Source organism: Intrasporangium zincisolvens, from assembly GCF_034724055.1.
Lineage (GTDB): Bacteria > Actinomycetota > Actinomycetes > Actinomycetales > Dermatophilaceae > Monashia > Monashia zincisolvens.
Genome location: NZ_JAWIIL010000010.1, coordinates 138,407 through 162,067, shown reverse-complemented (window position 1 = coordinate 162,067; position 23,661 = coordinate 138,407). Strand labels below are relative to the sequence as shown.

The following is a 23,661-nucleotide window of genomic DNA, read 5'->3' as shown; positions in this document are numbered from 1 at the left end:
CCGTGGCGTCGACGCTGAGGAAGCCGGCCGCCGTCGGCGCCGTCACCGTGAGGTTGACCGCTGCCGCCGAGGAGCCCGAGGGCACCGGCGAGCCGGAGACCCCGGCGACCCGGACCGTCAGGGCAGCTCGCGGCGCGAGCGCGGTCTTCACGGGGTTGCTCGCCGTGCCGGTGCGAGTGTCGAGCAGCCGCGCCGGGGCGACGGGGACGAGGTGCCCGTGCGGCAGCGGCGTGACGGCCGGCGTGCGCGTCGAGGCCGGGCCCGTGCCGACCGCGTTCGTCGCCGTCACCGTGAAGGTGTACGAGGTGCCGTTGGTCAGACCCGTCACGACGGCGGACCGTGCCGACCCGTTCGTGGAGACCTTCGCGCCGCCCGGGGACGCCGTGACCGTGTAGCCCGTGACCGGGTTGCCGTTGTCCGTGGCCGCGGCCCACCGGACCGTCGCCTGCCCGTCGCCCGGCACGGCCGAGACCGAGCCCGGCGCGGCAGGCGCCGTGGCGACGAGCTGGAAGGTCATGGCGTCGACGGCGACGGTCGCGGTCGTGGGGCTGGGGGTCGCGCTCGTGTCGTTGTCGCCGAGATGGACGCTGACCGAGCGGCCGGACGTGGCGGAGTAGGTGCCGAGGGCGATGGTCCCGCCGGCGGCCGGCTGCGCGAGGCTCTGCGTCCGGGAGCCGTTGGCGTCGGTGACGGTGTACGTGGCTCGAGCCGGCGAGGTCGCCGCGGGGACCGAGGCGCTGACGGCGTAGAAGCCCTGGGGCAGCACCGGCGACCACGTGGCCCCGTTCGACTCGGCGGCCCCGTTGGCGTTCGTGTAGTAGGCGCGCTGGCGGACTCCCTTCGGGGCCATGGAGTGCCAGTAGTCCATCCGACCCGTGAAGACGAAGGCCGTGCTGCCCGGCCCGTAGGCGCGTGTGCCGTAGTCGACCGGGACCGGTGTGCCGACGACGTGGCCGCCGACCCAGTTCGCGTCGATGTCGAGCTTGACCCCGCCCCAGGTCTCGGTCGTGAGCTGGTACTGGTGGATCCGCTGGCCGGAGGCCCAGTAGGAGTCCTTGAACGCCGGGTAGGCGGCGGCGTCCGAGAGCGTCTGCAGCCCGTTCCATCGGGCGAACCACACGTCGTCGGGAGGGGTGAACCCGCTCGTGCCGACGGCGTTCGCCATGTCGACCATGACGGAGGACGTGCTGCCGTAGACGCCGGACTTGTAGCCGAGGCGGTGCAGCTCGGTGGTCCAGGCCGTGAGAAACGTCAGAACGGTCTGGCGACAGGACGCGGCCGTCGTCGGGTCGCTGGAGCCGTACGCCTCCATGTCGTAGTAGACGGGCGTCCCTGCGCCGAGCCCGAAGGCCTGGGCGCGGGCGACGGCGGCCCCGGCGGCCGTGGTGCCCTGTGCGGACGCCTTTGTCGGGTCGATCTTCGCCAGCCCCGGCTGGTTGACGCACGGGGCCTGCAGGTCGACGTAGATCGGCATGAGGCCCCAGCCCATCCCCGTCACCTGGCTCACCCACGACGACGAGAGGTTGCCGTCGCCGCAGGCGCGCATCGACCCGCCGATGTAGATGCCCATGGCCCGGTAGGGCGACGAGTCGTGCCACTTCTGCATCGTTGTCAGAGCGGGGGCGGCGCACGTGTCGAAGCCCATGCCCCGGAAGCCGTTCGAGACTCCCGTGCCGGCGGTCGCAGCGGTGGTCGCGCTCGTTGCGCTCGTCGTGGAGAGGGCCGGACGCGTCACCGCACGGCTGACGTTCGTCGTCAGCCGGTCCGCCGGCGTGCTCGCCGTGCCCGTCGAGGTGGGCGCCGAGGTCGGCGCGGTGCTCGCGGTGGACAGGACGTCGTCGACGACGGCCTCGTCGCCGGACCAGGCGGCGTCGACGGTGACGCCGGGCGTCGTGAACCGGACCAGCTTCGTGCGGCCCTCGGGGTTGCGCGCCGTGTGGGCGGGCAGCGAGCCGACGCGCGTCTGCCGGGAGGAGGTCGGGCGGGTGTCGCGTGCGGTCGTCGAGTGCAGCCAGACCGTGTCGGACCGGCCGACGAGGTGGGCCGGGCAGTCCTGCTGCGCGGCCGGCTCACCGACGTAGACGGCGCGGACGTCGAGCCGGACGCAGCGGGTGGGGTCGGCGTCGAGGTCGACGACCTGCCAGTCGGCAGGCACCCGCAGGTGCACGCCCCGGTAGGTCACCTCGCGCGGTGCCGGTGCGGCGGCCGGACCGCGGGGGGCTGACGCCGGAGCGCCCGTCGTCGCCGCCGTCCCTGCCGGGCCCGACGAGGCGGTCGGTGCGGTGGTCGCGTCCGCGGCTCCTGCGGCACTGGTCGGAGCCAGGCCCAGCGTCACCGCGAGACCCGTCGCGAGCAGCACGGACGTCGTCGGCCGCAGGCGGCCCACCCCTGGAGAACGCATGCCGGACCCTTCGCCGCCACGGGTCGTCGTGGACCTGCCGCGCACGCCGTGGATCTGTCATGGACGCAGGGGGCCCCGACCACCTGCGCGCCCGAGGTTACCGGCGCAACCTGCGCGAAAGGTGACAAAAGCGGCCGCGTTGCACAGACCTGCAGCGTCACCACCCGGCGAGCGCGCGCACCGCCTGCACCGTGTCGATCTCGTCGACGGGCTTGTCGTCGCGGTAGCGCAGGACGCGCGCGAAGCGCAGGGCCATCCCGCCCGCGTAGCGGCTCGAGCGCTGGACGCCGTCGAAGGCGATCTCGACGACCTGCTCGGGGCGCAGGTGCACGACCCACTCGCCCGCGTCGGGGTCCTCGACCGCGAGCCCGCGGAACCGCTCGGTCTGCCAGGCGAGCATCTCGTCGGTCATGCCCTTGAACGTCTTGCCGAGCATGACGAGCTCGCAGGTGTCGGCGTCGCGGGCCCCGAGGTGGATGTTGGAGAGCCAGCCACGACGCCGGCCGCTGCCCCACTCGACGGCGAGGACGACGAGGTCGAGGGTGTGCCGCGGCTTGACCTTGACCCAGCCCGGCCCTCGCCGGCCGGCGGCGTACGGCAGGTCGGGGTCCTTGACGACGACGCCCTCGTGCCCGGCCGCGACGAGGTCGGCGAAAAAGCCCGACGCGGCGTCGGCGTCGTCGGTCGCGAGGCGCGGCACGAGCCACGCCGGGGGCACCGTGGCGGCGAGCGACGACCAGCGCTCGCGCGACGGCGCGTCGAGAAGGTCGCGGCCGTCGAGGTGCAGCAGGTCGAAGAAGAACGGTGTCAGCGGCACCTCGGCACGCAGGCGCTCGACGTCGGCGGTGCTCGCCGTGCGGGCCCCGGTGACCTGGAAGGGCTGGGGGCGCCCGCCCTCACCGAGGGCGATGACCTCGCCGTCGAGCACCGCGGTGTCGACGTCGAGACCGGCCAGGGCCTCGGTGATCTCGGGCATCCGGTCGGTGACCTCGTCGAGCGTGCGCGTGAAGAGGCGCACGGTGCCCGGGTCGGAGCGTCGGTCGACGTGGGCCTGCAGCCGGATGCCGTCGAGCTTCGTCTCGACGACGACCTCGCCGCCGAGCGTGTCGAGGGCCGCGGCGACGTCGGGGGCCGAGCCGGCGAGCATCGGGCGCAAGGGCCGCCCGACCTCGAGGGTGATCGCCTCGAGGGCTGCGACGCCGCCGTCGAGGGCGGCCCGTGCGACCGGCCCGGTGAACCCGGCGAGCATGACCGCGCGGCGCACCGCGGCGTCGGGCACGTCGGCCGCCTTCGCGACGGCCTGCAGCATGACGCCGTCGCCCGCGCCCTGTCGCGTCTCGCCGGTGATGAGACCGCGGAGCCAGCGCTGCTCGTCGGCGGTGGCGCGGGCGAAGAGCTCCTTCACGGCGGCCGAACGGCTTGCGGCAGAGCCGGACCCGCCGAGGCCGGCCATGGCTGTTGCAGCGGCGTCGACGTCGGCGACCGTGAGCGTCGGCCCGTCGGCCGGCTCGGGCAGCGACCGGAGGCCGCGCCAGCTGACGCCGATGCGCCGCTGGGGGAGCGCCCCGGACAGGTGTGCGGCCACGACCTCGACGGTGTCGGGACCGTCGAGGGCAGCACGGGACAGGCAGGCGGCGAGGGCCTCGACCTTGGCGGTGCGCGACGACGTGGCCGCGACCGCGCGCGAGGTGTCGACGACGTCGGACAGGAGCATGCCCCGATCCTGCCCCGCGCCGCCGACACCGGCCAGCAGCGCGCGGGCGTGCCGGCGTGGGGCAGGGCTCAGGCGGTGACGCGGCGCAGGAACGCGACGGCCCGTTCGAGGGCGAGGCGGCCGGCGTCGCCGTCGAGGTCGAACTGGTACTCGTGTGCCAGGCGCGGCTCGTGGTCCGCGGGGAAGAAGAGGGTGTCGACGTCCAGTCCGAGCCGCTCGAGCGCCTCGACGAGGCCGAGGGAGTGCGGCAGGAGCGGATCGGCGTTGCCGGCCGACACGAACGCCGGCGGGAAGCCCGGCCCGACGTGCTGCGGTACCGACCCGAGCATGAACGACGGGTCGCTGCGGGCATCGCGCCGCCCGGAGTAGGCCCACAGCGCGGTCCGCACGAGCCACGAGCCGAGCGGTGTCGAGCCGCGGGCGAGGTCGAAGTCGAAGGCCCCGCAGTACAGCAGCAGGCCGCGCAGGTGGTCGGGCGGCAGGGACGTCCGGATGCCGAGCGCGTCGGCGTAGTCGGCGTCGGTCGTGAGGCAGGCCACCTGCGCCACCACCTGCGAGCCGGCCGAGTCGCCGGCGAGCACGATCCTGGTCGGGTCGACGCCGAGACGGTCGGCCTCGCGCAGCACGTGGTCGAGGGCGGCGGCCGTCTGCCGCACCGGCATCGGGTAGCGCGCCTCGGGGGCGATCGAGTAGTCGACGCCGACGACCGTGAAGCCCTGCGCGGCAATGATCTTCAGGTAGCTCGCGATGAGGTCCTTGCTGCCGGAGACGAACGCGCCACCGTGCACCCACACGACGGTCGGCAGGGGGCCGGACGCGTCGGACGGGCGGTGGACGTCGAGTCGGGCATCGGGGTCGTCGGCCAGGTAGGGCTCGTCCCGCACCTCGGTCACGCCGGTCACGCCGGTCACGCCGGTCGTCGCGCGGGCTGCGAGAGCGGCGTCGGCCCTGCGGGCACCGGCGTCGAAGAGTGCGCGGATGACGAGCACCGACGGCCACGGCGACACCCGGCTCGCGGCGACCACCGCCCCGACCACCGCCCCGACGACCGCGACGACCGCGCCGGCGACGCGCCCGACCGTGCCTCCCGCGCGTCCGGCCATGGCCCCGAACGTACCCCGGGACGCTCGGGGCCGGCGGACACTTGACGCGGACCCCGTCCACTGGCCAAGGTAAGCAAGCGCTTAGTTCATCGCGAGGAGCCGTCATGCCCGACACCGCAGTCGTCACCGGGGCCGCCCGGGGGATCGGTCGTGCCGTCGCGCAGCGCCTCGTCGACGAGGGCTGGCACGTCGTCATCTCCGACCGCGACGCCGACGCGCTCGAGCAGGTGGCCCGCGAGGTGGCCGCCTGTCCCCTCGTCGCCGACGTGTCGACCGACGCCGGCAACCGGGCCCTCATCGACGCCGCGTCCAGTCACCTCGGCCGCATCGACCTCTTCGTCGCCAACGCGGGCATCGGCACCGGGCTCGGTCTCGAGGCGTCCGACGACGTCTGGGCTCGCGCCCTCGACGTCAACGTCCTCGCCCACGTGCGGGCGGCGCGCGAGCTCGTGCCCCGATGGGTCGGGGCCGGCGTGCCGGGCCGGTTCGTCGTCACCGCCTCGGCGGCGGGCCTGCTGACGATGCTCGGCGACGCGCCCTACTCGGTGACCAAGCACGCCGCCGTCGCCTTCGCCGAGTGGCTCGACGCCACCTACCGCCACCGCGGCGTCACCGTGCACGCCATCTGCCCCCAGGGTGTCGACACGCGGATGCTCGCCGACGCCGGGCCGCTGCGCGAGCTGCTGACCCGCGAGCGCGTCGTCAGCCCGGAGCAGGTGGCCGACGCGCTCTGGGAGGCCATGTCGTCGGGCACCTTCCTCGTGCTGCCGCATCCCGAGGTCGCCGAGTACCACGTCCAGCGCGTGAGCCACCCCGACGCGTGGCTCGCCGGCATGAACCGGCTCCAGCAGAAGCTCGAGCAGTCTGCTGGGGCGCCCCCCGACACCACGCCCACCACCAACACCACCCCGACGCAGGAGAACGCATGACCGAGCAGTCCACCACCACGCGCACCGCCATCGTCACGGGCGCCGCCCGCGGCATCGGCGCCGCCGTCGCCAAGCGCCTCGCCGCCGACGGGTTCGCCGTCGCGGTCCTCGACCTCGACGAGTCCGCTTGCGACGCAGTGGTGTCCGAGATCGAGGCGGCCGGCGGGCGCGGCCTCGCGGTCGGCGTCGACGTGTCCGACGAGGCCGGGGTCACCGCGGCGGTCGAGCGGGTTGCCATCGAGCTGGGCGCGCCGACCGTGCTCGTCAACAACGCCGGCATCATCCGCGACAACATGCTCTTCAAGATGACCGCCGACGACTGGGACGCCGTCATGAACGTCCACCTGCGCGGCTCCTTCCTCATGACGCGCGCGGCCCAGAAGCACATGATCGACGCCAAGTGGGGCCGCGTCGTCAACCTCAGCTCGACGTCGGCCCTCGGCAACCGCGGCCAGGCCAACTACTCGGCCGCCAAGGCCGGCCTGCAGGGGTTCACGAAGACCCTCGCCATCGAGCTCGGCAAGTTCGGCGTCACCGCCAACGCCATCGCCCCGGGCTTCATCGCCACCGACATGACGCGCCAGACCGCCGAGCGCATGGGCATCACCTTCGAGCAGTTCCTCGAGGGCGCGGCCAAGGAGATCCCGGTCGCGCGGGTCGGCCAGCCCGAGGACATCGCCGCGACGGCGTCATTCCTCGTCAGCGAGGGCGCCGGGTTCGTCTCCGGCCAGGTCATCTACGTCGCCGGCGGCCCGAAGGACTGACGCGTGACCGACCCGGATCGACGCGCCCGCTCCGACGGGCCGGACCAGGCACCCGAGGACCCGCCGGGCCTGCCGCTCGAGAGGCTGGCCGACTGGCTCGGCACTGCCGCGCCAGGCCTGCTCACGGGCGCCCTGAGCGGGCGCGTCGTGGCCGGCGGCAAGTCCAACCTCACCTACGAGGTCGGGGACGGCAGCCGGACCGTCATCGTGCGCCGCCCGCCCCTCGGCCACGTGCTCGCGACGGCCCACGACATGGGCCGTGAGCACCGCGTCATCACGGCCCTGCGTGACACCGCCGTGCCCGTCCCGACGACGTATGCCGTGTGCGCCGACGCCGACGTCGTCGGTGCGCCGTTCTACGTCATGGAGCGCGTCGCGGGCACGCCCTACCGGTTCTCCGCGCAGCTCGGCACGGTCGGCGCCGAACGGGTGCGCGCCATCAGCGAGCGCATGGTCGACACGCTCGTCGCGCTCCACGCGGTCGCCCCCGACTCGGTCGGGCTCGGCGACTTCGGTCGCCCCGAGGGGTTCCTCGAGCGCCAGGTGCGCCGGTGGAGGCAGCAGCTCGACGCCTCCCGCAGTCGCGACCTGCCGGGCATCGACGAGCTGCATGCGCGTTTGGCGGACTCGGTCCCGTCACAAGGAGATCCGGCCATCGTCCACGGTGACTTCAGGCTCGACAACCTGCTCGTGACCGATGCCGACGAGGTGTCGGCGGTGCTCGACTGGGAGATGGCCACGCTCGGCGACCCGCTGACCGACGTCGCCCTGCTCGAGGCGTACCAGACCCTCCCGCTCATGATGGACAGCGTCGCCGTCTCCGACGTCTCGCGCACGCCCGGCTTCATCACCGGGCCCGAGCTGCGCCAGAGGTATGCCGCCGCGAGCGGTCGCGACCTCACGCACCTGTCGTTCCACCTGGGGCTCGCCTACTTCAAGCTCGCCGTGATCCTCGAGGGGATCCACTACCGCTACACCAAGGGTCAGACCGTCGGCGAGGGTTTCTCGCGCATCGGCGAGGCCACCGCACCGCTCGTGGCCGCCGGGCTGCGTGCCCTCGACGACGCCTGACCACGACTGAACCGGCCTGAGCCGCAGGAGGACCCATGGACTTCGCCCACGACGACCGCACCGAACAGATGCTCGGCGACCTCCGCTCGTTCCTCGATGACCGCGTCGTGCCGGCACTGCCGGAGTTCGACGCGCAGCTGGCGGGCAGCGACGACCGCTGGGCGTGGAGCCGCGTCCCGGTTCTCGGTGAGCTGCGCGAGGAGGCGCGCGAGCGGGGCCTGTGGAACCTCTTCCTGCCGGGCGAGCACGGCGCCGGCCTGACCAACCTCCAGTACGCGCCGCTCGCCGAGCTCACCGGCCGCTGCATCCGGCTCGCCCCCGCGGTGCTCAACTGCGCGGCCCCCGACACCGGGAACATGGAGGTGCTCGCCCAGTTCGGCACCGACGCCCAGAAGGAGCAGTGGCTCGAGCCCCTGCTGCGAGGCGAGATCCGTTCGGCGTTCGCCATGACCGAGCCCGACGTCGCGAGCAGCGACGCGACGAACATCGAGCTGTCGATCCGGCGGGACGGCGACGACCACGTCATCAACGGCCGCAAGTGGTGGATCACGGGCGCGATGAACCCCGACTGCCACATCTTCATCGTCATGGGCAAGACCGACCCGGGCGCCGACCGGCACCGCCAGCAGTCGATGGTTCTCGTCCCACGCGACACCCCGGGGCTCGAGGTCGTCCGCGGCATGGAGGTCTTCGGCTACGACGACCACGACCACGGTGGGCACGCCGAGCTGCGCTTCACCGACGTCCGGGTGCCGGTCGCGAATCTCATTGCAGGAGAAGGTGATGGCTTCGCGATCGCCCAGGCACGCCTCGGCCCCGGCCGCATCCACCACTGCATGCGATCCATCGGCCTCGCCGAGGTCGCCGTCGAGGCGATGTGCCGACGCGTCTCCGAGCGCGTCGCCTTCGGGCGGCCGCTCGCCGAGCAGGGCGTCGTCCGCGACTGGATCGCCGAGTCGCGGGTGCGCATCGAGCAGCTGCGCCTGCTCGTGCTCAAGACCGCGTGGCTCATGGACACCGTCGGCAACAAGGGTGCCCACGCCGAGATCCAGGCCATCAAGATCGCCACCCCGAAGACCGTCGAGTGGATCCTCGACAAGGCGATCCAGGCCCACGGTGCGGCCGGCCTGAGCCAGGACACCGAGCTGGCGGCGGCCTTCGCCGGCATCCGCACGCTCCGCTTCGCCGACGGCCCCGACGAGGTGCACAAGAACGCCCTCGCCAAGGCCGAGCTGCGCCGCCACACCCGCTGAAACACCCCTCATCCACCCCGCTCATCCACCCCGCTCATCCACCCGACTCGCGGCAGGGCAACCGGCCGACAGGAAGGACGCGCCATGGACTTCGACCTCTCCGGCGTGGAGCGCGAGATCCGCGACTGGGTCCGCACCTTCGTGCGCAAGGAGATCCTCCCGCTCGAGCCCGAGGTGCTCGAGCGCGAGCGTCGGCACGAGCGCGGCCTGCCCGCCGACATGCTGAAATCCCTGCAGGACAAGGCTCGTGCGGCCGGGTTCTTCGGCATCCAGACGCCCGAGGAGTACGGCGGCATGGGCCTGGGCGCCCTCGTCGCGGCGCTCGTCGAGATCGAGCTCGGCCGCTCGTTCGTGCCCTTCCGCTTCGCCGGCGAGGCCGACAACATCCTCTTCAGCGCCACGCCGGAGCAGCAGGACCGCTACCTGCGGCCGACGATCGAGGGCACCCTGCGGTCGTGCTTCGCCATCACCGAGCCGGGCGCCGGCTCCGACGCGCGGGCCATCCGCACCAGCGCCCGGCGCGACGGCGACGACTGGCTCATCACCGGGGAGAAGACCTTCATCACCGGTGGCCACGAGGCCGACTTCGTCATGGTGTTCGCCGTGACCGACAAGGAGCTGGGAGCCGACGGCGGCGTCACGTGCTTCCTCGTCGATCGCGACCGCGGCTGGGAGAGCCGGCCCATCGACACCATGGGCGAGTGGGGCCCGGCCGCGCTCGTCTTCGACGACGTCTGCGTGCCGCACTCGGCGATCCTCGGCGAGGAGGGCAAGGGCTTCGAGCTGGCGATGCGCTGGATCGGCAAGGGCCGCTACATGCTGCCGGCCCGGGCCCTGGGGTCGTGCGAGCGGCTCGTCGAGATGGGCATGGAGCACGCCCGCAACCGCGTCACCTTCGGCGAGCCCATCGCCAACCGGCAGGCGATCCAGTGGATGGTCGCCGACTCCGCGGTCGAGATCGAGGCGCTGCGGTGGCTCGTGCTCACGGCCGCCTGGCAGGTCGACCGCGGCCTCGACTCTCGCCAGTCGCAGTCGATGGCCAAGCTCTTCGGCGGCGTCAAGGCCAACGAGATCGTAGACCGGGTCCTGCAGATGCACGGCGGCATGGGCTACACCCGCGAGCTGCCGGTCGAGCGCTGGTACCGCGAGCTGCGGCTGCTGCGCATCTACGAGGGCACCGACGAGATCCAGCGGCGCACCATCGCCCGCAACCTGCTGCGCGGGCACGCGTCGGTACGCGGACACCTCGGCTGAGCGCAGCGCGCCGAGATTCGGTGGGTCGGCAGCCCCCACGCGTGCCGTCGACGGGCGCATGCTGGACGGGTGCCCGAACCACCCGCCGGCGTCAGGACGTTCAACCGGTTCGCCGTGCGCGCCGCGGGGCACCGCCTCTTCCCGCTGTGGGCGGTGCTGCGGCACCGGGGCCGCCGCACCGGCACCGAGCACGCGGTACCGCTCGCCGTCCTCTCGACGCCGGACGCGTTCGTCATCGCGCTGCCGTGGGGGCGCGGCACCGACTGGGTGCGCAACACCCGCGCCGCGGGCGGCTGCACGGTCCGCTGGAGGGGCCGCGAGTGGGCCTGCACCGACCCGACCTTCGTCGGCAAGGACGTCGCGCTCGCGGCGGCCGGCCCGGTGCTGCGTCGGGTGCTGACGCGCATGGACCCCCCGGGCGGCTTCCTGCNCCGGCCCGGTGCTGCGTCGGGTGCTGACGCGCATGGACCCCCCGGGCGGCTTCCTGCGCCTGACGCGTCGTCCCGCCTGACGCCTCCCGCAGCCTGACGCGTCGTCCCGCCTGACGCCTCCCGCAGCCTGACGCGTCGCCACCGACGCGGGCACCCGGCGACACGCGACGGCTGGGTCCGTTTTGCCCCGGTATCGCAGCCTCGTGCGCAAGGATGGAGCGTGGCCCGCGAGACGACCCGAGACTTCCGCGTCCCACCGTCCCTCGGTCGAGCCTCCGCCGAGCACTCTGGCGGTGCGACGCGGTGGTGACCACCTTCCTGTCGAGCCGTCGCGCCTGGGTCGCGACGGCCCTGGCGGTCCTGCTCGGCGTCGTCGTGCTCGGCGCCACGGCGGTGAAGTTCGCCCCGCCGGGATCGTCCGTCGCGGTGTGGTGGCCCGCGGCGGGGCTCGCCGTCGCCTTCCTGCTCGTCACCGGTCCCGACCGGCGACGGGCCGCGGTGTTCGTGGCGGGCGTCCTCGTCGCGAGCGGCCTCGCCAACTACTACGGCGGTCGGCCGCCGCTCGTCGCGGCCGCCTTCGGCGTGGCCAACGCCCTCGAGGCCTTCGTCGTCCACCGCCTCATGACGCGCGGTGGGCGTCAGCCGCGGCTCGCGTCGATGGACGACCTCTTCCGTCTGCTCGCGGCCGCGCTCGCCGGCGCGCTGACCTTCGGCGTCCTCGCGGGCCTCGTCGTCACGGTGGGGCTGCACAGCACCTTCTTCCCGACGGCGTACACGGTGACGGCGTCGCACGCTGCCGCGATCCTCGTCATCGGCCCGCTCGGCATCGCCGTCGTCAGCCCGCGGGTGCGGGCCTTCGGCCTCGAGGACGTCGCCCAGATGCTCCTCGTCGTCGGCATGACGCTGTGGGTCTTCCGCCAGGGGCAGGGGCTTCCGCTCGCCTTCCTGCCGCTGCCCACCCTCGCGTGGGCCGCCACCCGACAGGGCCTGCGGGCCGTGGCCGCCCAGCTCATCACCGTCGGGGTCCTCGCCGTGTACGGCACGAGCACCGGCGGCGGGCCGTTCGCCTACGCCGGCACCCGCACCGACGTCCGCCCCGAGACCGTCGGCGCCCTCACCCAGGCCTTCCTCGTCACGGCGGCCATCACGACGCTGTCGCTGGCCGTCGCCTCGACGCAGCGGCGTCGGGCCATCGCCGAGCTGCGCACCGAGGCCCAGTTCACCGCGGTCGTCCTCGACACCGCGGCCACGGCGATCGTCGTCGTCGACACCGACGGTCGCATCGGCCGGCTCAACCGCACCGCCGCCTCGTGGATCGGCGGGCACGAGGACGAGCTCGTCGGGCTCGAGGCGGCCCAGGCCTTCCCCGTCGCCGAGGGCCGCGACCGGCTCGTGCGCCGGTTCGCCGGCCTGCGCGACCACGACTTCCCCGAGACCGACGAGCAGGAGTGGGTCACCCCCGAGGGGCGCCGCCGCAACATCGTCTGGTCCAACCGGTGGCTCACCGACGAGCTCGGCCGTCGCAGCCACCTCGTCAAGACCGGCGTCGACGTCACGGAGTCCCGCGCCGCGCTCGAGCGCGAGCGTCGCGTCGTCGAGGAGCTCACCGCCCTCGACCAGACGAAGAACGACTTCGTGTCCTCGGTCAGCCACGAGCTGCGCACCCCGCTCGCGAGCGTGCTCGGCTACACGGAGATGCTCGAGGACGGTGCCGCCGGCGAGCTGACGAGTCGTCAGGGCGAGCTCGTGGCGCGCATCGACCGCAACGGGCGCCGCCTCCTCGAGCTGATCGAGGACCTCCTCGTCAACTCGCGCATCGAGTCCGGCCAGCTGGACCTCGAGCTGCGTCGCTGCGACTTCGCCGACATCGTCGCGCACGCGTGGGACGGTCTCCGGCCGCTGAGCGAGCGTCGCGACCTCGACCTGTCCATCGACGTCCACCCCGCGCCCCTGTGGGTCCGAGGCGACGCGGCCGCCCTCCAGCGGGTCACCATGAACCTCCTGTCCAACGCCGTGAAGTTCACGCCCGACGGCGGGTCGGTCGAGGTGTCGCTGGACGGCGCCGCGCCGGCGCAGCTCGGCGGGCCGTGCGCCCGGCTCGTCGTGCGCGACTCCGGCATCGGCATCCCGTCCGCCGACCTCGAGAAGGTCTTCCGACGCTTCTACCGGTCCAAGACGGCCACCGACCAGGCGATCCAGGGCACCGGCCTCGGTCTGTCCATCGTCCGGGCCATCGTCGAGGGCCACGGGGGCACCATCGAGGTCGTGTCGGCGCCCGGGGCCGGCGCGACCTTCACGGTGACCATCCCGGCGCTGCCCGTGGGGGCGGCGTCATGACGCGCGACGGCCCACCCCGGTGGCGCCGCGCCGAGGTGCCGACACGGAAGCCAGCAGGAGCAGCAGCGGCAACGGGGCCGCTGGACAGGGGAGCGCGGGGAGTGCTCAGGGGGAGCGTGGAACGGGTGCAGGACAAGACGTGGGAGGTCAAGGCTCTCCGTCATCTCACGGAGCTGATGAACCGGGTCAGTGCGCAGGACGACCTCGGCAGCCTCTTCGAGATGGTCGTCGAGGGGGCGGCCGACGTCGTCGGGTTCACCGTCGCGGCGATCAGCCTCGTCGACGACGCGACGGGTGACCTCGTCGTCGTGGCCGTCGCCGGCGACGACAGCGCGAAGACGCAGCTGATGGGCCGGCACACGCCGCGCGCGGCGATCGATCGCGAGTTCGCGGTGGCCGAGCGCTGGGGGAGCCTTCGGTTCGTGCCGGCCGACCGGCTGCCCGCCGAGTCGCAGGACGGGTGGGTGGCCACCGACTGGAGCCGCGACACCGACGACCCCGACGCGTGGGACCCCGAGGACACGCTCCTCGCGCCGCTGCTCGACGCCGTCGGTGACCTGCTCGGTCACCTGTCGGTCGACCTGCCGCTGAGCGGCCGACGCCCCGACCCGACGCAGCGGGCCGTGCTCGAGCTGTTCGCCAACCAGACCGCCATCGCCATCCAGGCGGCCCGCCAGCGCCACGCGCTCACCGAGCGGGTGCGTCTCGGCGAGGCCGTGAAGTCGGTGGCCCGCATCGCCCAGGACGACCTCGAGCCGGCCCAGGTCGTCGACGTCGCGGCGCCGCGGATCGCTGCCGGGCTCGCCTCCGAGACGCTGTGGCTGCGCCTGTTCGGCGTGCAGGGCGACGACGAGCGCGAGAGCGTGTCGGCCCGCAGCGGCGAGGCCGTCGTCGCACCGTCCCTCATCGACCTCGCGCGCCGCCTCAGCGCCCGCCTCTGGGCCGAGGGTGAGGTGGCGGTGGCCCGCCCGGGCCGGTGCGAGCCGGCGCGCGAGTGGTCGCCGGCCGACGTCGCGCTCGCCTCGGAGTTCCTCGCGGCGGCCGCCGCCGGGTCGCTGCTGCTCGCCCCGATCGGGTCGGGCTCCGCGTGCTACGGCTACCTCGCCGCCGTGCGCAGCGCCGGCGACGCGTCGTGGACCGACGCCGAGACCCAGGCGGCCCTCGAGATGGCCCGCGACCTCGGACGCGCCGTGCGCAACGCCCGTCTCTACTCGGCCGAGCGACGCGTCGCCGAGGAGCTGCGCGAGGCCGACCGCAGCCGCACCCAGCTGTTCTCGACGGTCTCGCACGAGCTGAAGAACCCGCTCGCCTCGATCGTCGGGCACGTCGAGCTGCTGCGCGGCGAGCCGGACAACCTCGCGTGGTCGCTCGGGGTCATCGGCCGCAACACCGAGCGGCTCCAGCTGCTCGTGGACGACCTGCTCACCCTCTCGCGGGTCAGCGATCCCGACCGCGCCATGCCGTTCACCGACGTCGACCTCGGCGAGCTGACCCGTGACGTCGTCGACATGTTCCGGCCACGCGCCGACGGGCAGGAGGTCGGCCTGACCTTCGACGAGCCGATGGGCTTCCCGGCCGTGCGGGGCAGCGCGGACGACCTCGAGCGCGTCGTGCAGAACCTCGTGAGCAACGCCGTGAAGTTCACGCCCGCGGGTGGCGCCGTCAGCGTGTCGCTCGAGCGGCGCAACGAGGGTCTGGCGCTGACCTGCGCCGACGACGGCATCGGCATCTCGGCCGACGACCAGGAGCGGCTCTTCACCGAGTTCTTCCGCGGCACCAACCCCGAGGGCCTCAAGGTGCCCGGCACGGGTCTGGGCCTGTCGATCGCGCACCGCGTCGTGGAGCGGCACGGTGGCCGGCTCGAGGTGGCGTCCGAGCTCGGCCGCGGCACGAGCGTCACCCTGCTGCTGCCCGTGGCCTGACCTCCCGGCGCGCGCCTGCATCCGTCCGCGCGCTCCAACCGACGCGCGGACGGATGCGCGAAGGCACGCGGGTGGCGACGCGCGAACGGACGCGGGTGGCGACGCGCGAGCGTCCCACGTGGGCGAGGGCGGCCCGCCACGCCGCCGTCACCGGACGCGTCCACACCCACCAGTACGCGAGGCCGAGCGCCATCGAGCCGGCGAACGCCGGCACCGGGTGGCCCCAGAGCAGCTCCAGCGCCTGCCAGTGGACGACGTAGACGTAGAGCGAGGCCGAGGCGAGCACCTGCACGACGGGCACGAACCGGGCCGGCACGCGGGTGACCGGACGCCACAGCAGCAGGAGGACGAACGCGGCCGTCAGGCCGTCGCGGGCCGGGTTGAACGAGAACGTGCCGACCATGGCGACGGCCACGACCGTGGCGACGCGTCGCTGCGTGGGGGTCGTCGCCCGCGCCAGGGCCCAGCCGAGCAGGAAGAGGTGCAGCACGACGAGCGCCGACCCGTGCATCCGCGGCACCGGCAGGGGCAGCACCGGGAGGCGGAAGAGGACGAAGGCGGCGGCGGACAGCGCCAGTGGGAGACCGAACGGGTACCGCCGGTCGAGCGCGGCAACCCGACGCGAGGCGGTGAGCACCGCGACCGCGACGAGCGCCACGACCATGGCCTCGACGAACCAGAACCGCCACGGCGGCCCGAGCCGCTCCTGGCCGAACACCCAGTTGGCAAGGAACAGGTTGCGTGTCTCGTAGTCGCCGACGAGCGCGTGAGCGAAGACGATGACGACGAGCGCGGGGACGGCGATGCGCACCGCCGCACCCAGCACGCGTCGGGTGCGGCGCCGGCGGTCGGCGTCGGCGAGCTGGAACCGGGCGAGCTGGTAGCCGGCGACGACGAGCAGCGCGTTGGCGGTGCCCTGCAGCGCGAAGAGGCCGGCGTGCGTGCCGACGATGAGGACGATGGCGAGGGCGCGCAGCCACACCCCGGTCTCGACGGTGCGCCACCTGGCCCGACTCGCACCGCGGGTCAGGCTGTGCCACAGGCGATTCGACGCGTGCGTCGGAGACGGAGCGGCGCCGGCACCCGGCGTCGCCGAGGACGTGGTGGTGGCGCGCATCCGTTCGAGGTGGGCGACGGGCGTCACGTGCCAGCTCTCCGGCAGGCGACCGAGCAGCTGCTCGAGGCGGATCGACACCTCGACGTAGGAGAGCGAGTCGCCGCCGAGTGACACGAAGGTGGCGTCGTCGGCGACCTTCCGTTGGAGCAGCCGGCCGTACACGGCGGCGACCGCCCGCTCGGGCACTGCCGCGTCGTGGGTGGCGTCGGGGCTCGCGTCGGGGGCGACGTCGGGTCGGGCCGGGCAGTCCTCGCACGCGAGCGCGAGGACGGTGCGGTAGTCCGGCTTGCCCGACGCGAGCACCGGATGGTCAGCCACAGGGACGACGCGCAGCGCCTCGCGCGGCACTCCGCAGGCGCGGATCGCCGTGCGCCGCAGGGTCTCCCGAGCTGGGGCAGCCACGGCGCCACAGGCGGCGACGGCGACGAGGCCGTCGCGCCCGGCGCAGCGCACGTCGTGACCCTCGTCGCGCAGCCGGCCCTCGAGCGCGTCGAGGTCGACGCGGTGGCCGAGCACCTTGACGAACCGTGCGCGGCGGCCCGTGACGCGCACGAGCCCCTCCGGCGTCACCTCGCCGAGGTCACCGGTGCGCAGCGCGTCGACGGTGCGACCGAGCGCGAGGTCGTCCGGCCCGTGTGCGTAGCCGAGCATGACGTTCGGTCCGCGGAAGACGATCTCGCCGTCCTCGACCTCGACCGACGCGCCCGGCACCGGCCGGCCCACGGTGTCGGGGTGGTCGACGGCGAGGTCGGGGGGCAGGTAGGTCATCCGGGCCGTCGCCTCGCACTGGCCGTACATGACGACGAGGTCGAAGCCGCGCTCCTGACCGAGTTCGGCGAGGCGTCGGACACGGGCGGGGTCCATGCGACCGCCGGCCTGGGTGACGTACCGCAGCGTCGGGAGGTCGCGCTGGGCGAAGCCGCTGCGCTCGAGCAGCTCGAAGGTGTGCGGCACGCCCGGGAACGTCGTGCCGCCCACGGCCCGGAAGCGCGTCCAGAAGCACTCGTCGACGACGGAGCGGTCGGTGAGCAGCACGGCCGCCCCGCGCGCGAGGTGGGTCGTCAGGACGGACAGGCCGTAGCAGTAGGTCAGCGGCAGCGTCAGGGCCGCGCAGTCGTCCGTGCGGACGCCGAGAGCGGCGTCGATCTGGGCGGTGTTCGCGGCGAGGTTGTCGTGCGAGAGCCGGACGAGCTTGGCCGAGCCCGTCGAGCCGCTCGTGCTGAGCAGCAGGGCGAGGTCGGGGTGCAGCTCGTGCGCCGACTCCGCGCGGCGCTCGTCGAGCCCGCCGGACGCGTCCAGGACGACGTCGGGGTCGTACGCGGCGGCCAGGCGCTGTGCCGCCTCGCCCGGGGCCGTGAGGAGCACAACGTGCCCGGCCCGCAGCGCGGCGAGGTGGGCCACGACCGTCTCGACGGTGCTGCGGCCCTCGACGAGGACGAGCCGACGCGACCCGGCGAGCCGGTGGGCGAGGTCGTCGACGCGTCGGGCGAGGTCGGCATAGGTGACCGGGCCCGCGTCGGTGTGCAGGGCCGTGCGGGTCCCGTGCTCGTGCAGGCGCGACACCCACGGCAGCCCGGCTGCTGGTCGGAGGGGGAGGGCGGTCGCGGTCACGCGGCACAGTCAATAAGGTTAGGCATACCTAAGGCAAATGCAGGGGGTCGATTCGGACCCGAGGGAAGGGTCGGCTAACCTGCATTACGTCAGGCAAGCCTGTCCTAATTCGTCCTGGCTCTGACGCAGGTCGACCCGAACGCCCCGTGCCCCCAGCCGCAGAACCAGGAGCCCTTCGTGACGCGCCGCCGTACCGTCCTCCTCGCCGCCACCGCGGCCGCCGCCACCGTCGCGCTGTCGGCGTGCGGCAGCAGCCTCGAGGCGAGCGGCGACCTCGACGCCTCGAAGCTGACGATCTACAGCGCGCAGCACAAGAACCTCACCGAGGAGTGGGGCAAGGAGTTCCAGGACAAGACCGGCATCCAGGTGCAGGTCCGCTACGGCAACGACTCCTCGATGGGGGCCCAGATCGTCCAGGAGGGCGCCAGCTCGCCCGCCGACGTCTTCCTCACCGAGAACTCCCCGGCCATGACGACCGTCCAGAAGGCCGGCCTGCTCGCCCCCGTCGAGGCGGCGACGCTCGGTAAGGTGGGCCCGCAGTACGCGCCCTCGTCGAAGGACTGGGTCGGCATCGCCGCCCGCTCGACCGTGCTCGTCTACAACCCGAGCAAGATCTCCGAGTCACAGCTGCCGGCCTCGCTCATGGACCTCACCAAGCCGGAGTTCAACGGCACGTGGGGCGCGGCCGCAGGCGGCGCCGACTTCCAGGCCATCGTGTCGGCCGTCCTCGCGACGCAGGGCGAGGCCAAGACCGCGGAGTGGCTCGCCGGCCTCAAGTCGGGCGCGAAGGTCTACCAGAACAACATCGCGACGATGAAGGCCGTCAACTCCGGCCAGTCGGCCATGGGCGTCATCTACCACTACTACTGGTACCGCGACCAGGCCCTCGACAAGGAGAGCAGCGGCAACACCAAGCTGCACTACTTCAAGAACGAGGACCCCGGCGCCTTCGTCAGCCTCTCCGGCGGCGGTGTCCTCAAGAGCAGCAAGCACGCCGCCGACGCCCAGAAGTTCCTCGCGTTCGTCACGGGCAAGGAGGGCCAGAAGGTCCTCGGCACCACCGACGCCAAGGAGTACGCGGTCGGCACCGGCGTCGCCTCCGACCCCGCGCTGCCGCCGCTCGACTCGCTGCAGGCGCCGGAGATCGACCCGTTCACGCTCAACGGCCCGAAGGTCATCGAGCTGATGACGAAGGCCGGGCTCCTCTAGGTGACCACCGCGCCCGCGACCCCGACGAACCCGACGGGCCCGACGACCCCGGTCGACGGCCCGGCCGCCCCGAAGCTCCCCACGCGAGGGCGACGGGGCATCGGCGCGTCCGGTGGGGTGTCGGTGCGGGCGTCGCTGCCGCTGCGGGCGGCTGCGCTCGTCGTCGCGCTGCTGTGCGCGCTGCCGCTCGTCGTCGTCGTGGTCAAGGCGTTCGAGTCGGGCGCGGGCGACGCGTTCGCGCTCGTGTGGCGCCCCCGCGTCGGTGAGCTGCTCGGCAACACCGTCTCGCTCGTCGTACTGACCGGGGTCGCCTCGACGGTGCTCGGCGTGGCGGCGGCGTGGCTCGTCGAGCGCACCTCGCTGCCGGGCGCCTCGTTCTGGCGGATCGCCTTCGTCGCGCCGCTCGCGGTGCCGGCGTTCGTCAACAGCTTCGCGTGGTCGGCGCTCGTGCCCGGGCTCGAGGGTCTCGCCGGCGCCGTCATCGTCACGACGCTCTCGTACTTCCCGTTCGTGTTCCTGCCGGTCGCCGCGCTGCTGCGCTCGGGCGACCGCGGTCTGGAGGAGGCGGCCCGGGCACTCGGCCTCGGCCCGTGGCGCACCTTCCTGCGGGTGGGCCTCGCGCAGATGCGCCCGGCGCTGCTCGGTGGCGTCCTGCTCGTCGCGCTGCACCTGCTCGCCGAGTACGGGGCGCTGGAGATGCTGCGGTTCCCGACGTTCACCACGGCGATCCTCGACCAGTTCGAGGTGGCCTTCGACAGCCGCTCGGGCAGCGTGCTCGCGGTCGTCCTCATCGCGCTCGCCGTCACCGTCCTCACTGTCGAGCTGCTCGCCCGCGGCCGCACCCGCCACGCGCGCGTCGGGTCGGGCACCGCTCGCCGGGCCGCTCCGGCCTCGCTGGGCCGCTGGACGCCGCTCGCGCTCGTCTTCGCAGCCGCCCTCACCGCCCTCGCGGTCGGGGTCCCGGCGTGGAGCCTCGGCACGTGGCTGCTGCGCTCCGACGAGGCGATGGAGCCAGCCAACCTCGGCCCGACGCTCTGGTCGACGCTCGCGCTCGCCCTCGCGGCGGCCCTGGTCACGACGGTCGCGACCGTGCCGGCGGCGTGGCTCATCGCGCGGCACCGCACGTGGTTCGCCGTCGCCGTCGAGCGCGTCACCTACCTCGCGGCGTCGCTGCCCGGCGTCGTCGTGGCGCTCGCGCTCATCACGCTGACCATCGGCTTCGCCCGCCCGCTCTACCAGACGACCACCGTGCTGGTCCTGGCCTACGTCGTGCTCTTCATCCCGCGGGCCATGGTGGGCACGCGCGCGGCCATCGCGGCCGTCCCGCCCGAGCTCGGCGATGCCGCACGGGCCCTGGGCGACAGCCCCGTCCGGGCGTTCCTGCGGGTCCAGCTGCCGCTCATGCTCCGCGGCACGATGGCCGGCTTCGCCCTCGTGTTCATCGCCGTCAGCACCGAGCTCACGGCCACCCTTCTTCTCGCACCCACCGGCACGCAGACGCTTGCCACGGCATTCTGGGATGCGAGCGCGTCGCTGGACTACGCCGCCGCCGCGCCCTACGCCGCCGCGCTCGTGCTCCTGTCGGCGCCCCTGACCTACCTGCTGCTCCACGGCAAGAACGAGGAACCCCAGACGTGAAGACGCTCCAGCTCTCGGGCATCACCGCCTCGCACGCGGGCACGCCGGTGCTCCACGGCATCGACCTCACGGTGCCCTCCGGCACGACGACCGCCGTCCTCGGCCCGTCGGGCTGCGGCAAGACCACCCTGCTCCGCGTCGTCGCCGGCTTCCTGCGCCCCGACGCCGGCCAGGTGCGCCTCGGCGACGACGTCGTGGCCGGCCCCGGCGCGTGGGTCGCGCCCGAGCGCCGTGGCTTCGGCTACGTCGCCCAGGAGGGCAACCTCTTCCCGCACCTCGACGTCGCCGCCAACATCGCCTACGGCCTGCCGCGCCGCGAGCGCCGGGCCCAGGCGCGCGTGGCCGAGCTGCTCGAGCTCGTCGGCCTGCCGGGCGAGTTCGCCGCACGGCGCCCCGACCAGCTCTCCGGCGGCCAGCAGCAGCGCGTCGCGCTCGCTCGGGCCCTGGCCCGACGCCCCCGGATCGTCCTGCTCGACGAGCCGTTCTCCGCGCTCGACCCCGAGCTGCGCGTCGCGACGCGCGACGCCGTCGCGGCCGCGCTCGCGCACGAGCAGGCCACCGTCGTCCTCGTGACCCACGACCAGGCCGAGGCGCTGTCGTTCGCCGACCAGGTGGCGATCATGCACGACGGACGCTTCAGCCAGGTCGGGGCGCCCGCCGAGGTGTACCGCGCGCCGTCGGACCGTCGCTCGGCCGTCTCGCTCGGTGAGGCGTGCTTCCTGTCCGGGCAGCTGGGCGACGGTGCCGTCACGTGTGCCCTCGGCACGCTGCCGATGGCGTCCGCGCGCGGCACGGGGCCGTGCGAGGTGCTGATCCGGCCCGAGCAGCTGCGCCTCGACGATGCCGGCACCGGAGGGCCCGCCGGCGCCGGTGGCGCGGTCGCCGAGGTCACGCGGTGCGCCTTCTACGGCCACGACGCCCTCGTCGAGCTGCGCCTCGACGATGCGTCGGGCGCGTCCACCCTCCTGTCGGCACGCACCTTCGGTGGCCGGACGCCGAGCGTCGGCTCCCGCGTGCGGGTCAGCGTCGATGGTGAGCCGCACCTCATCCGCGTCGACGGCGGTCTCGTCGACGCCTGAGCCTGCTGCCGGCCTCGTGGCCGAGCGGGCGGTCACGGTCTTCCGCGCCGGCTTCGAGCGCTCGGTCCTCGACGCGTCGCGCGGCCAGACCCGACGCGTCGTCCGGCGCGAGTCGCGTCAGCCGAGCAGGGTGCCGTCCGCGGTGCTGGACGGCTTGGGGTCGGGCAGCCGGAGCATCCGGAACGAGGTGACCAGCCCGAGCAGCGCGGCGAGGATCGGCACCAGCATCGCCACCTGCAGGGCTCGCGGCCTCGCCTCGGTGTTGATCCGGATGATCTCGGCCTGGATCTCCGGCGGCTGACCGGCGATCTGCTGCTGGAGCGCGGTGTTGCTCATGACCTCGGCGTCCTCCTCGAGGGTCACGGCGACCTGCTGCTGGTGCTCCGGCGGTAGCACGGAGCTCGACTCCGCCAGGTTCGTGAAGGTGAACGACAGGGTCGCGAGCATGATCGCCCCGGCGAAGGCGAGCCCGAACGACAGGCCGAAGGACCCGCCCGCCGAGTTCACACCGGCCGCCTCGCTGACCCGCTCCTCCGTGATCGGCGCCAGCGTGTAGTTGTTCAGCTGCGACACGAGCAGCCCGAGCCCCGACCCGGCGACGAGGAGCGGGAGCGTCAGGGCCCAGCCCGACGTCGCGCGGGGCACGATCGGCACGATCGCCAGCATCCCCAGCAGGAGCAGCACGAACCCGGCGCGGATGATCCCGGCCGGTCGCCGGTCGGCGGCGCGCCTGCCGGCCAGCACGGCCACGGCGAACATGCTCAGCGACAGCGGCGCGATCGACAGTCCCGACTCCAGGGCGTTGTACTCGAGCACCATCTGCAGGTAGATCGGCAGGGCGATCATCGTGCCGCCGAGGGAGATCTGCTGCATCATCTGCCCGGAGATGCCGAGCCGGAACGGCTTCGAGCTGAAGAGGTCCGGGTCGAGGAGGGCCGCCTTGCCCTGGCTCTTGCGCCGCCGCAGCCAGAACGCGAGCCCGGAGAGGCCGGCGCAGCCGAGCAGCAGCAGGATCAGGACGAACTCGCCGCCCTCCTGCCACACGAGGATGCCCAGGACGAGGCCGCCCATCCCGACGACGGACATCGCCGAGCCGATGAGGTCGATCTTGCGCTCCCCGGTGTACGGGACGTCCTTGACGAGCCCGATCCCGGACAGCACGACGGCGATGATCGCGGCCTCGAGCAGGAAGCCGACCCGCCAGGACAGGAACGTCGTGATGAACCCACCGAGCAGCGGTCCGACGGCGGCCGCGATCGCCGCCGCCGCCCCGACGAGGGCGTAGACGCGCTTCTGCGCGGCCCCCTCGAAGTTGCCGTGGATCAGCGACTGCATCGCCGGCAGCAGGAGTGACGCGCCGATGCCGCCGATGACGGCCCAGAACACGATGATCGCCGTCAGGCCCTGGGCGAGCGTCATCGCGACGGCGCCGACGGCGTACCCGAGCAGGCCGAGGACGTAGGCCCGTTTGCGCCCGAAGAGGTCGCCGACCTTGCTGCCGATGAGGATGAACGCCGCGGACACCAGCGCCTCGAGCGCGATGGCCGACTGCACCCCGCTCACCGTCGTGTCGAGGTCGCGCACGACCGCGGAGATCGACACGTTCATCAAGGAGGTGTCGACGACGAGCACGAACATCGCCATCGCGAGCAGGATCGCGAGCCTGCCGTTGAAGGGCGCCTCCGCCGGCGTGCCACTGCCGGTCTGCGTCGCTTCCGCGTCCACCACATCACCGCCCACGCGTCGCGAGGCCCGGCCGTGGAACGTGGACGCCGTGGTGCGGCCGTTCGTGCCGACCTCGAGCCCATCATGACCGACCGGTGTCAGC

The 23,661-nt window shown here is 73.5% G+C and carries 15 protein-coding genes; 10 read left to right on the top strand and 5 right to left on the bottom strand.

Annotation, left to right across the window (positions count from 1 at the left end):
• The 3 genes from RY076_RS20380 to RY076_RS20370 all read right to left on the bottom strand — a co-directional run.
• Positions 1-2,401: glycoside hydrolase domain-containing protein (locus RY076_RS20380; RefSeq protein ID WP_323101230.1), on the bottom strand; the 2,401-nt coding region annotated here is incomplete at its 3' end.
• Between the two features lie 157 nt (positions 2,402-2,558).
• Positions 2,559-4,115 carry an ATP-dependent DNA ligase gene (locus RY076_RS20375; RefSeq protein WP_323101228.1) on the bottom strand — a complete coding sequence of 519 codons (1,557 nt, stop codon included), beginning with the start codon at positions 4,113-4,115 and terminating at the stop codon, positions 2,559-2,561.
• 68 nt (positions 4,116-4,183) lie between these two features.
• Positions 4,184-5,218: an alpha/beta hydrolase gene (locus RY076_RS20370; RefSeq protein ID WP_323101227.1), complete on the bottom strand. Its 1,035-nt coding sequence runs from the start codon at positions 5,216-5,218 to the stop codon at positions 4,184-4,186.
• A 104-nt stretch (positions 5,219-5,322) separates the two neighbouring features.
• Between RY076_RS20370 and RY076_RS20365 the strand changes: the two genes are divergently transcribed.
• From RY076_RS20365 to RY076_RS20330, 7 genes are all read left to right on the top strand, one after another.
• On the top strand, positions 5,323-6,147 hold the full coding sequence (locus RY076_RS20365) for an SDR family oxidoreductase (protein WP_323101225.1): 825 nt from the start codon (positions 5,323-5,325) through the stop codon (positions 6,145-6,147).
• Entirely contained in the window at positions 6,144-6,911 is a 768-nt protein-coding gene (gene fabG / locus RY076_RS20360; protein WP_323101223.1) for a 3-oxoacyl-ACP reductase FabG, read from the top strand. The genes RY076_RS20365 and fabG overlap by 4 nt, the downstream gene beginning before the upstream one ends.
• A gap of 3 nt (positions 6,912-6,914) precedes the next feature.
• On the top strand, positions 6,915-7,982 hold the full coding sequence (locus RY076_RS20355) for a phosphotransferase family protein (RefSeq protein WP_323101221.1): 1,068 nt from the start codon (positions 6,915-6,917) through the stop codon (positions 7,980-7,982).
• Positions 7,983-8,017: 35 nt separating this feature from the next.
• A complete protein-coding gene (locus RY076_RS20350; protein ID WP_323101220.1) occupies positions 8,018-9,235 on the top strand; it encodes an acyl-CoA dehydrogenase family protein in 1,218 nt (405 codons plus the stop codon).
• Positions 9,236-9,319: 84 nt separating this feature from the next.
• A complete protein-coding gene (locus tag RY076_RS20345; protein ID WP_323101219.1) occupies positions 9,320-10,489 on the top strand; it encodes an acyl-CoA dehydrogenase family protein in 1,170 nt (389 codons plus the stop codon).
• Positions 10,490-11,226: 737 nt separating this feature from the next.
• Complete coding sequence (locus RY076_RS20335; protein WP_323101215.1) at positions 11,227-13,257, top strand: ATP-binding protein; 2,031 nt, start codon at positions 11,227-11,229, stop codon at positions 13,255-13,257.
• A 125-nt stretch (positions 13,258-13,382) separates the two neighbouring features.
• Entirely contained in the window at positions 13,383-15,179 is a 1,797-nt protein-coding gene (locus RY076_RS20330; protein ID WP_323101213.1) for an ATP-binding protein, read from the top strand.
• Here RY076_RS20330 and RY076_RS20325 read toward each other — a convergent pair.
• Positions 15,154-17,907 carry an AMP-binding protein gene (locus RY076_RS20325; protein WP_323101210.1) on the bottom strand — a complete coding sequence of 918 codons (2,754 nt, stop codon included), beginning with the start codon at positions 17,905-17,907 and terminating at the stop codon, positions 15,154-15,156. The two genes, RY076_RS20330 and RY076_RS20325, sit on opposite strands and share 26 nt — an antisense overlap.
• A gap of 177 nt (positions 17,908-18,084) precedes the next feature.
• Here RY076_RS20325 and RY076_RS20320 point away from each other — a divergent pair, with 177 nt between their 5' ends.
• The 3 genes from RY076_RS20320 to RY076_RS20310 are packed head-to-tail and all read left to right on the top strand — an operon-like array spanning position 18,085 to position 21,833.
• A complete protein-coding gene (locus tag RY076_RS20320) occupies positions 18,085-19,116 on the top strand; it encodes an iron ABC transporter substrate-binding protein (RefSeq protein ID WP_323101209.1) in 1,032 nt (343 codons plus the stop codon).
• Positions 19,117-20,754: an ABC transporter permease gene (locus RY076_RS20315; RefSeq protein ID WP_323101207.1), complete on the top strand. Its 1,638-nt coding sequence runs from the start codon at positions 19,117-19,119 to the stop codon at positions 20,752-20,754. It abuts the gene before it with no gap.
• On the top strand, positions 20,751-21,833 hold the full coding sequence (locus RY076_RS20310; protein WP_323101205.1) for an ABC transporter ATP-binding protein: 1,083 nt from the start codon (positions 20,751-20,753) through the stop codon (positions 21,831-21,833). The genes RY076_RS20315 and RY076_RS20310 overlap by 4 nt, the downstream gene beginning before the upstream one ends.
• A 117-nt stretch (positions 21,834-21,950) precedes the next feature.
• Here RY076_RS20310 and RY076_RS20305 read toward each other — a convergent pair whose 3' ends face one another.
• Positions 21,951-23,477 (bottom strand): MFS transporter, encoded by a 1,527-nt coding sequence (locus RY076_RS20305; protein ID WP_323101235.1) that lies wholly within the window; start codon positions 23,475-23,477, stop codon positions 21,951-21,953.
• Positions 23,478-23,661 lie beyond the last annotated feature (184 nt).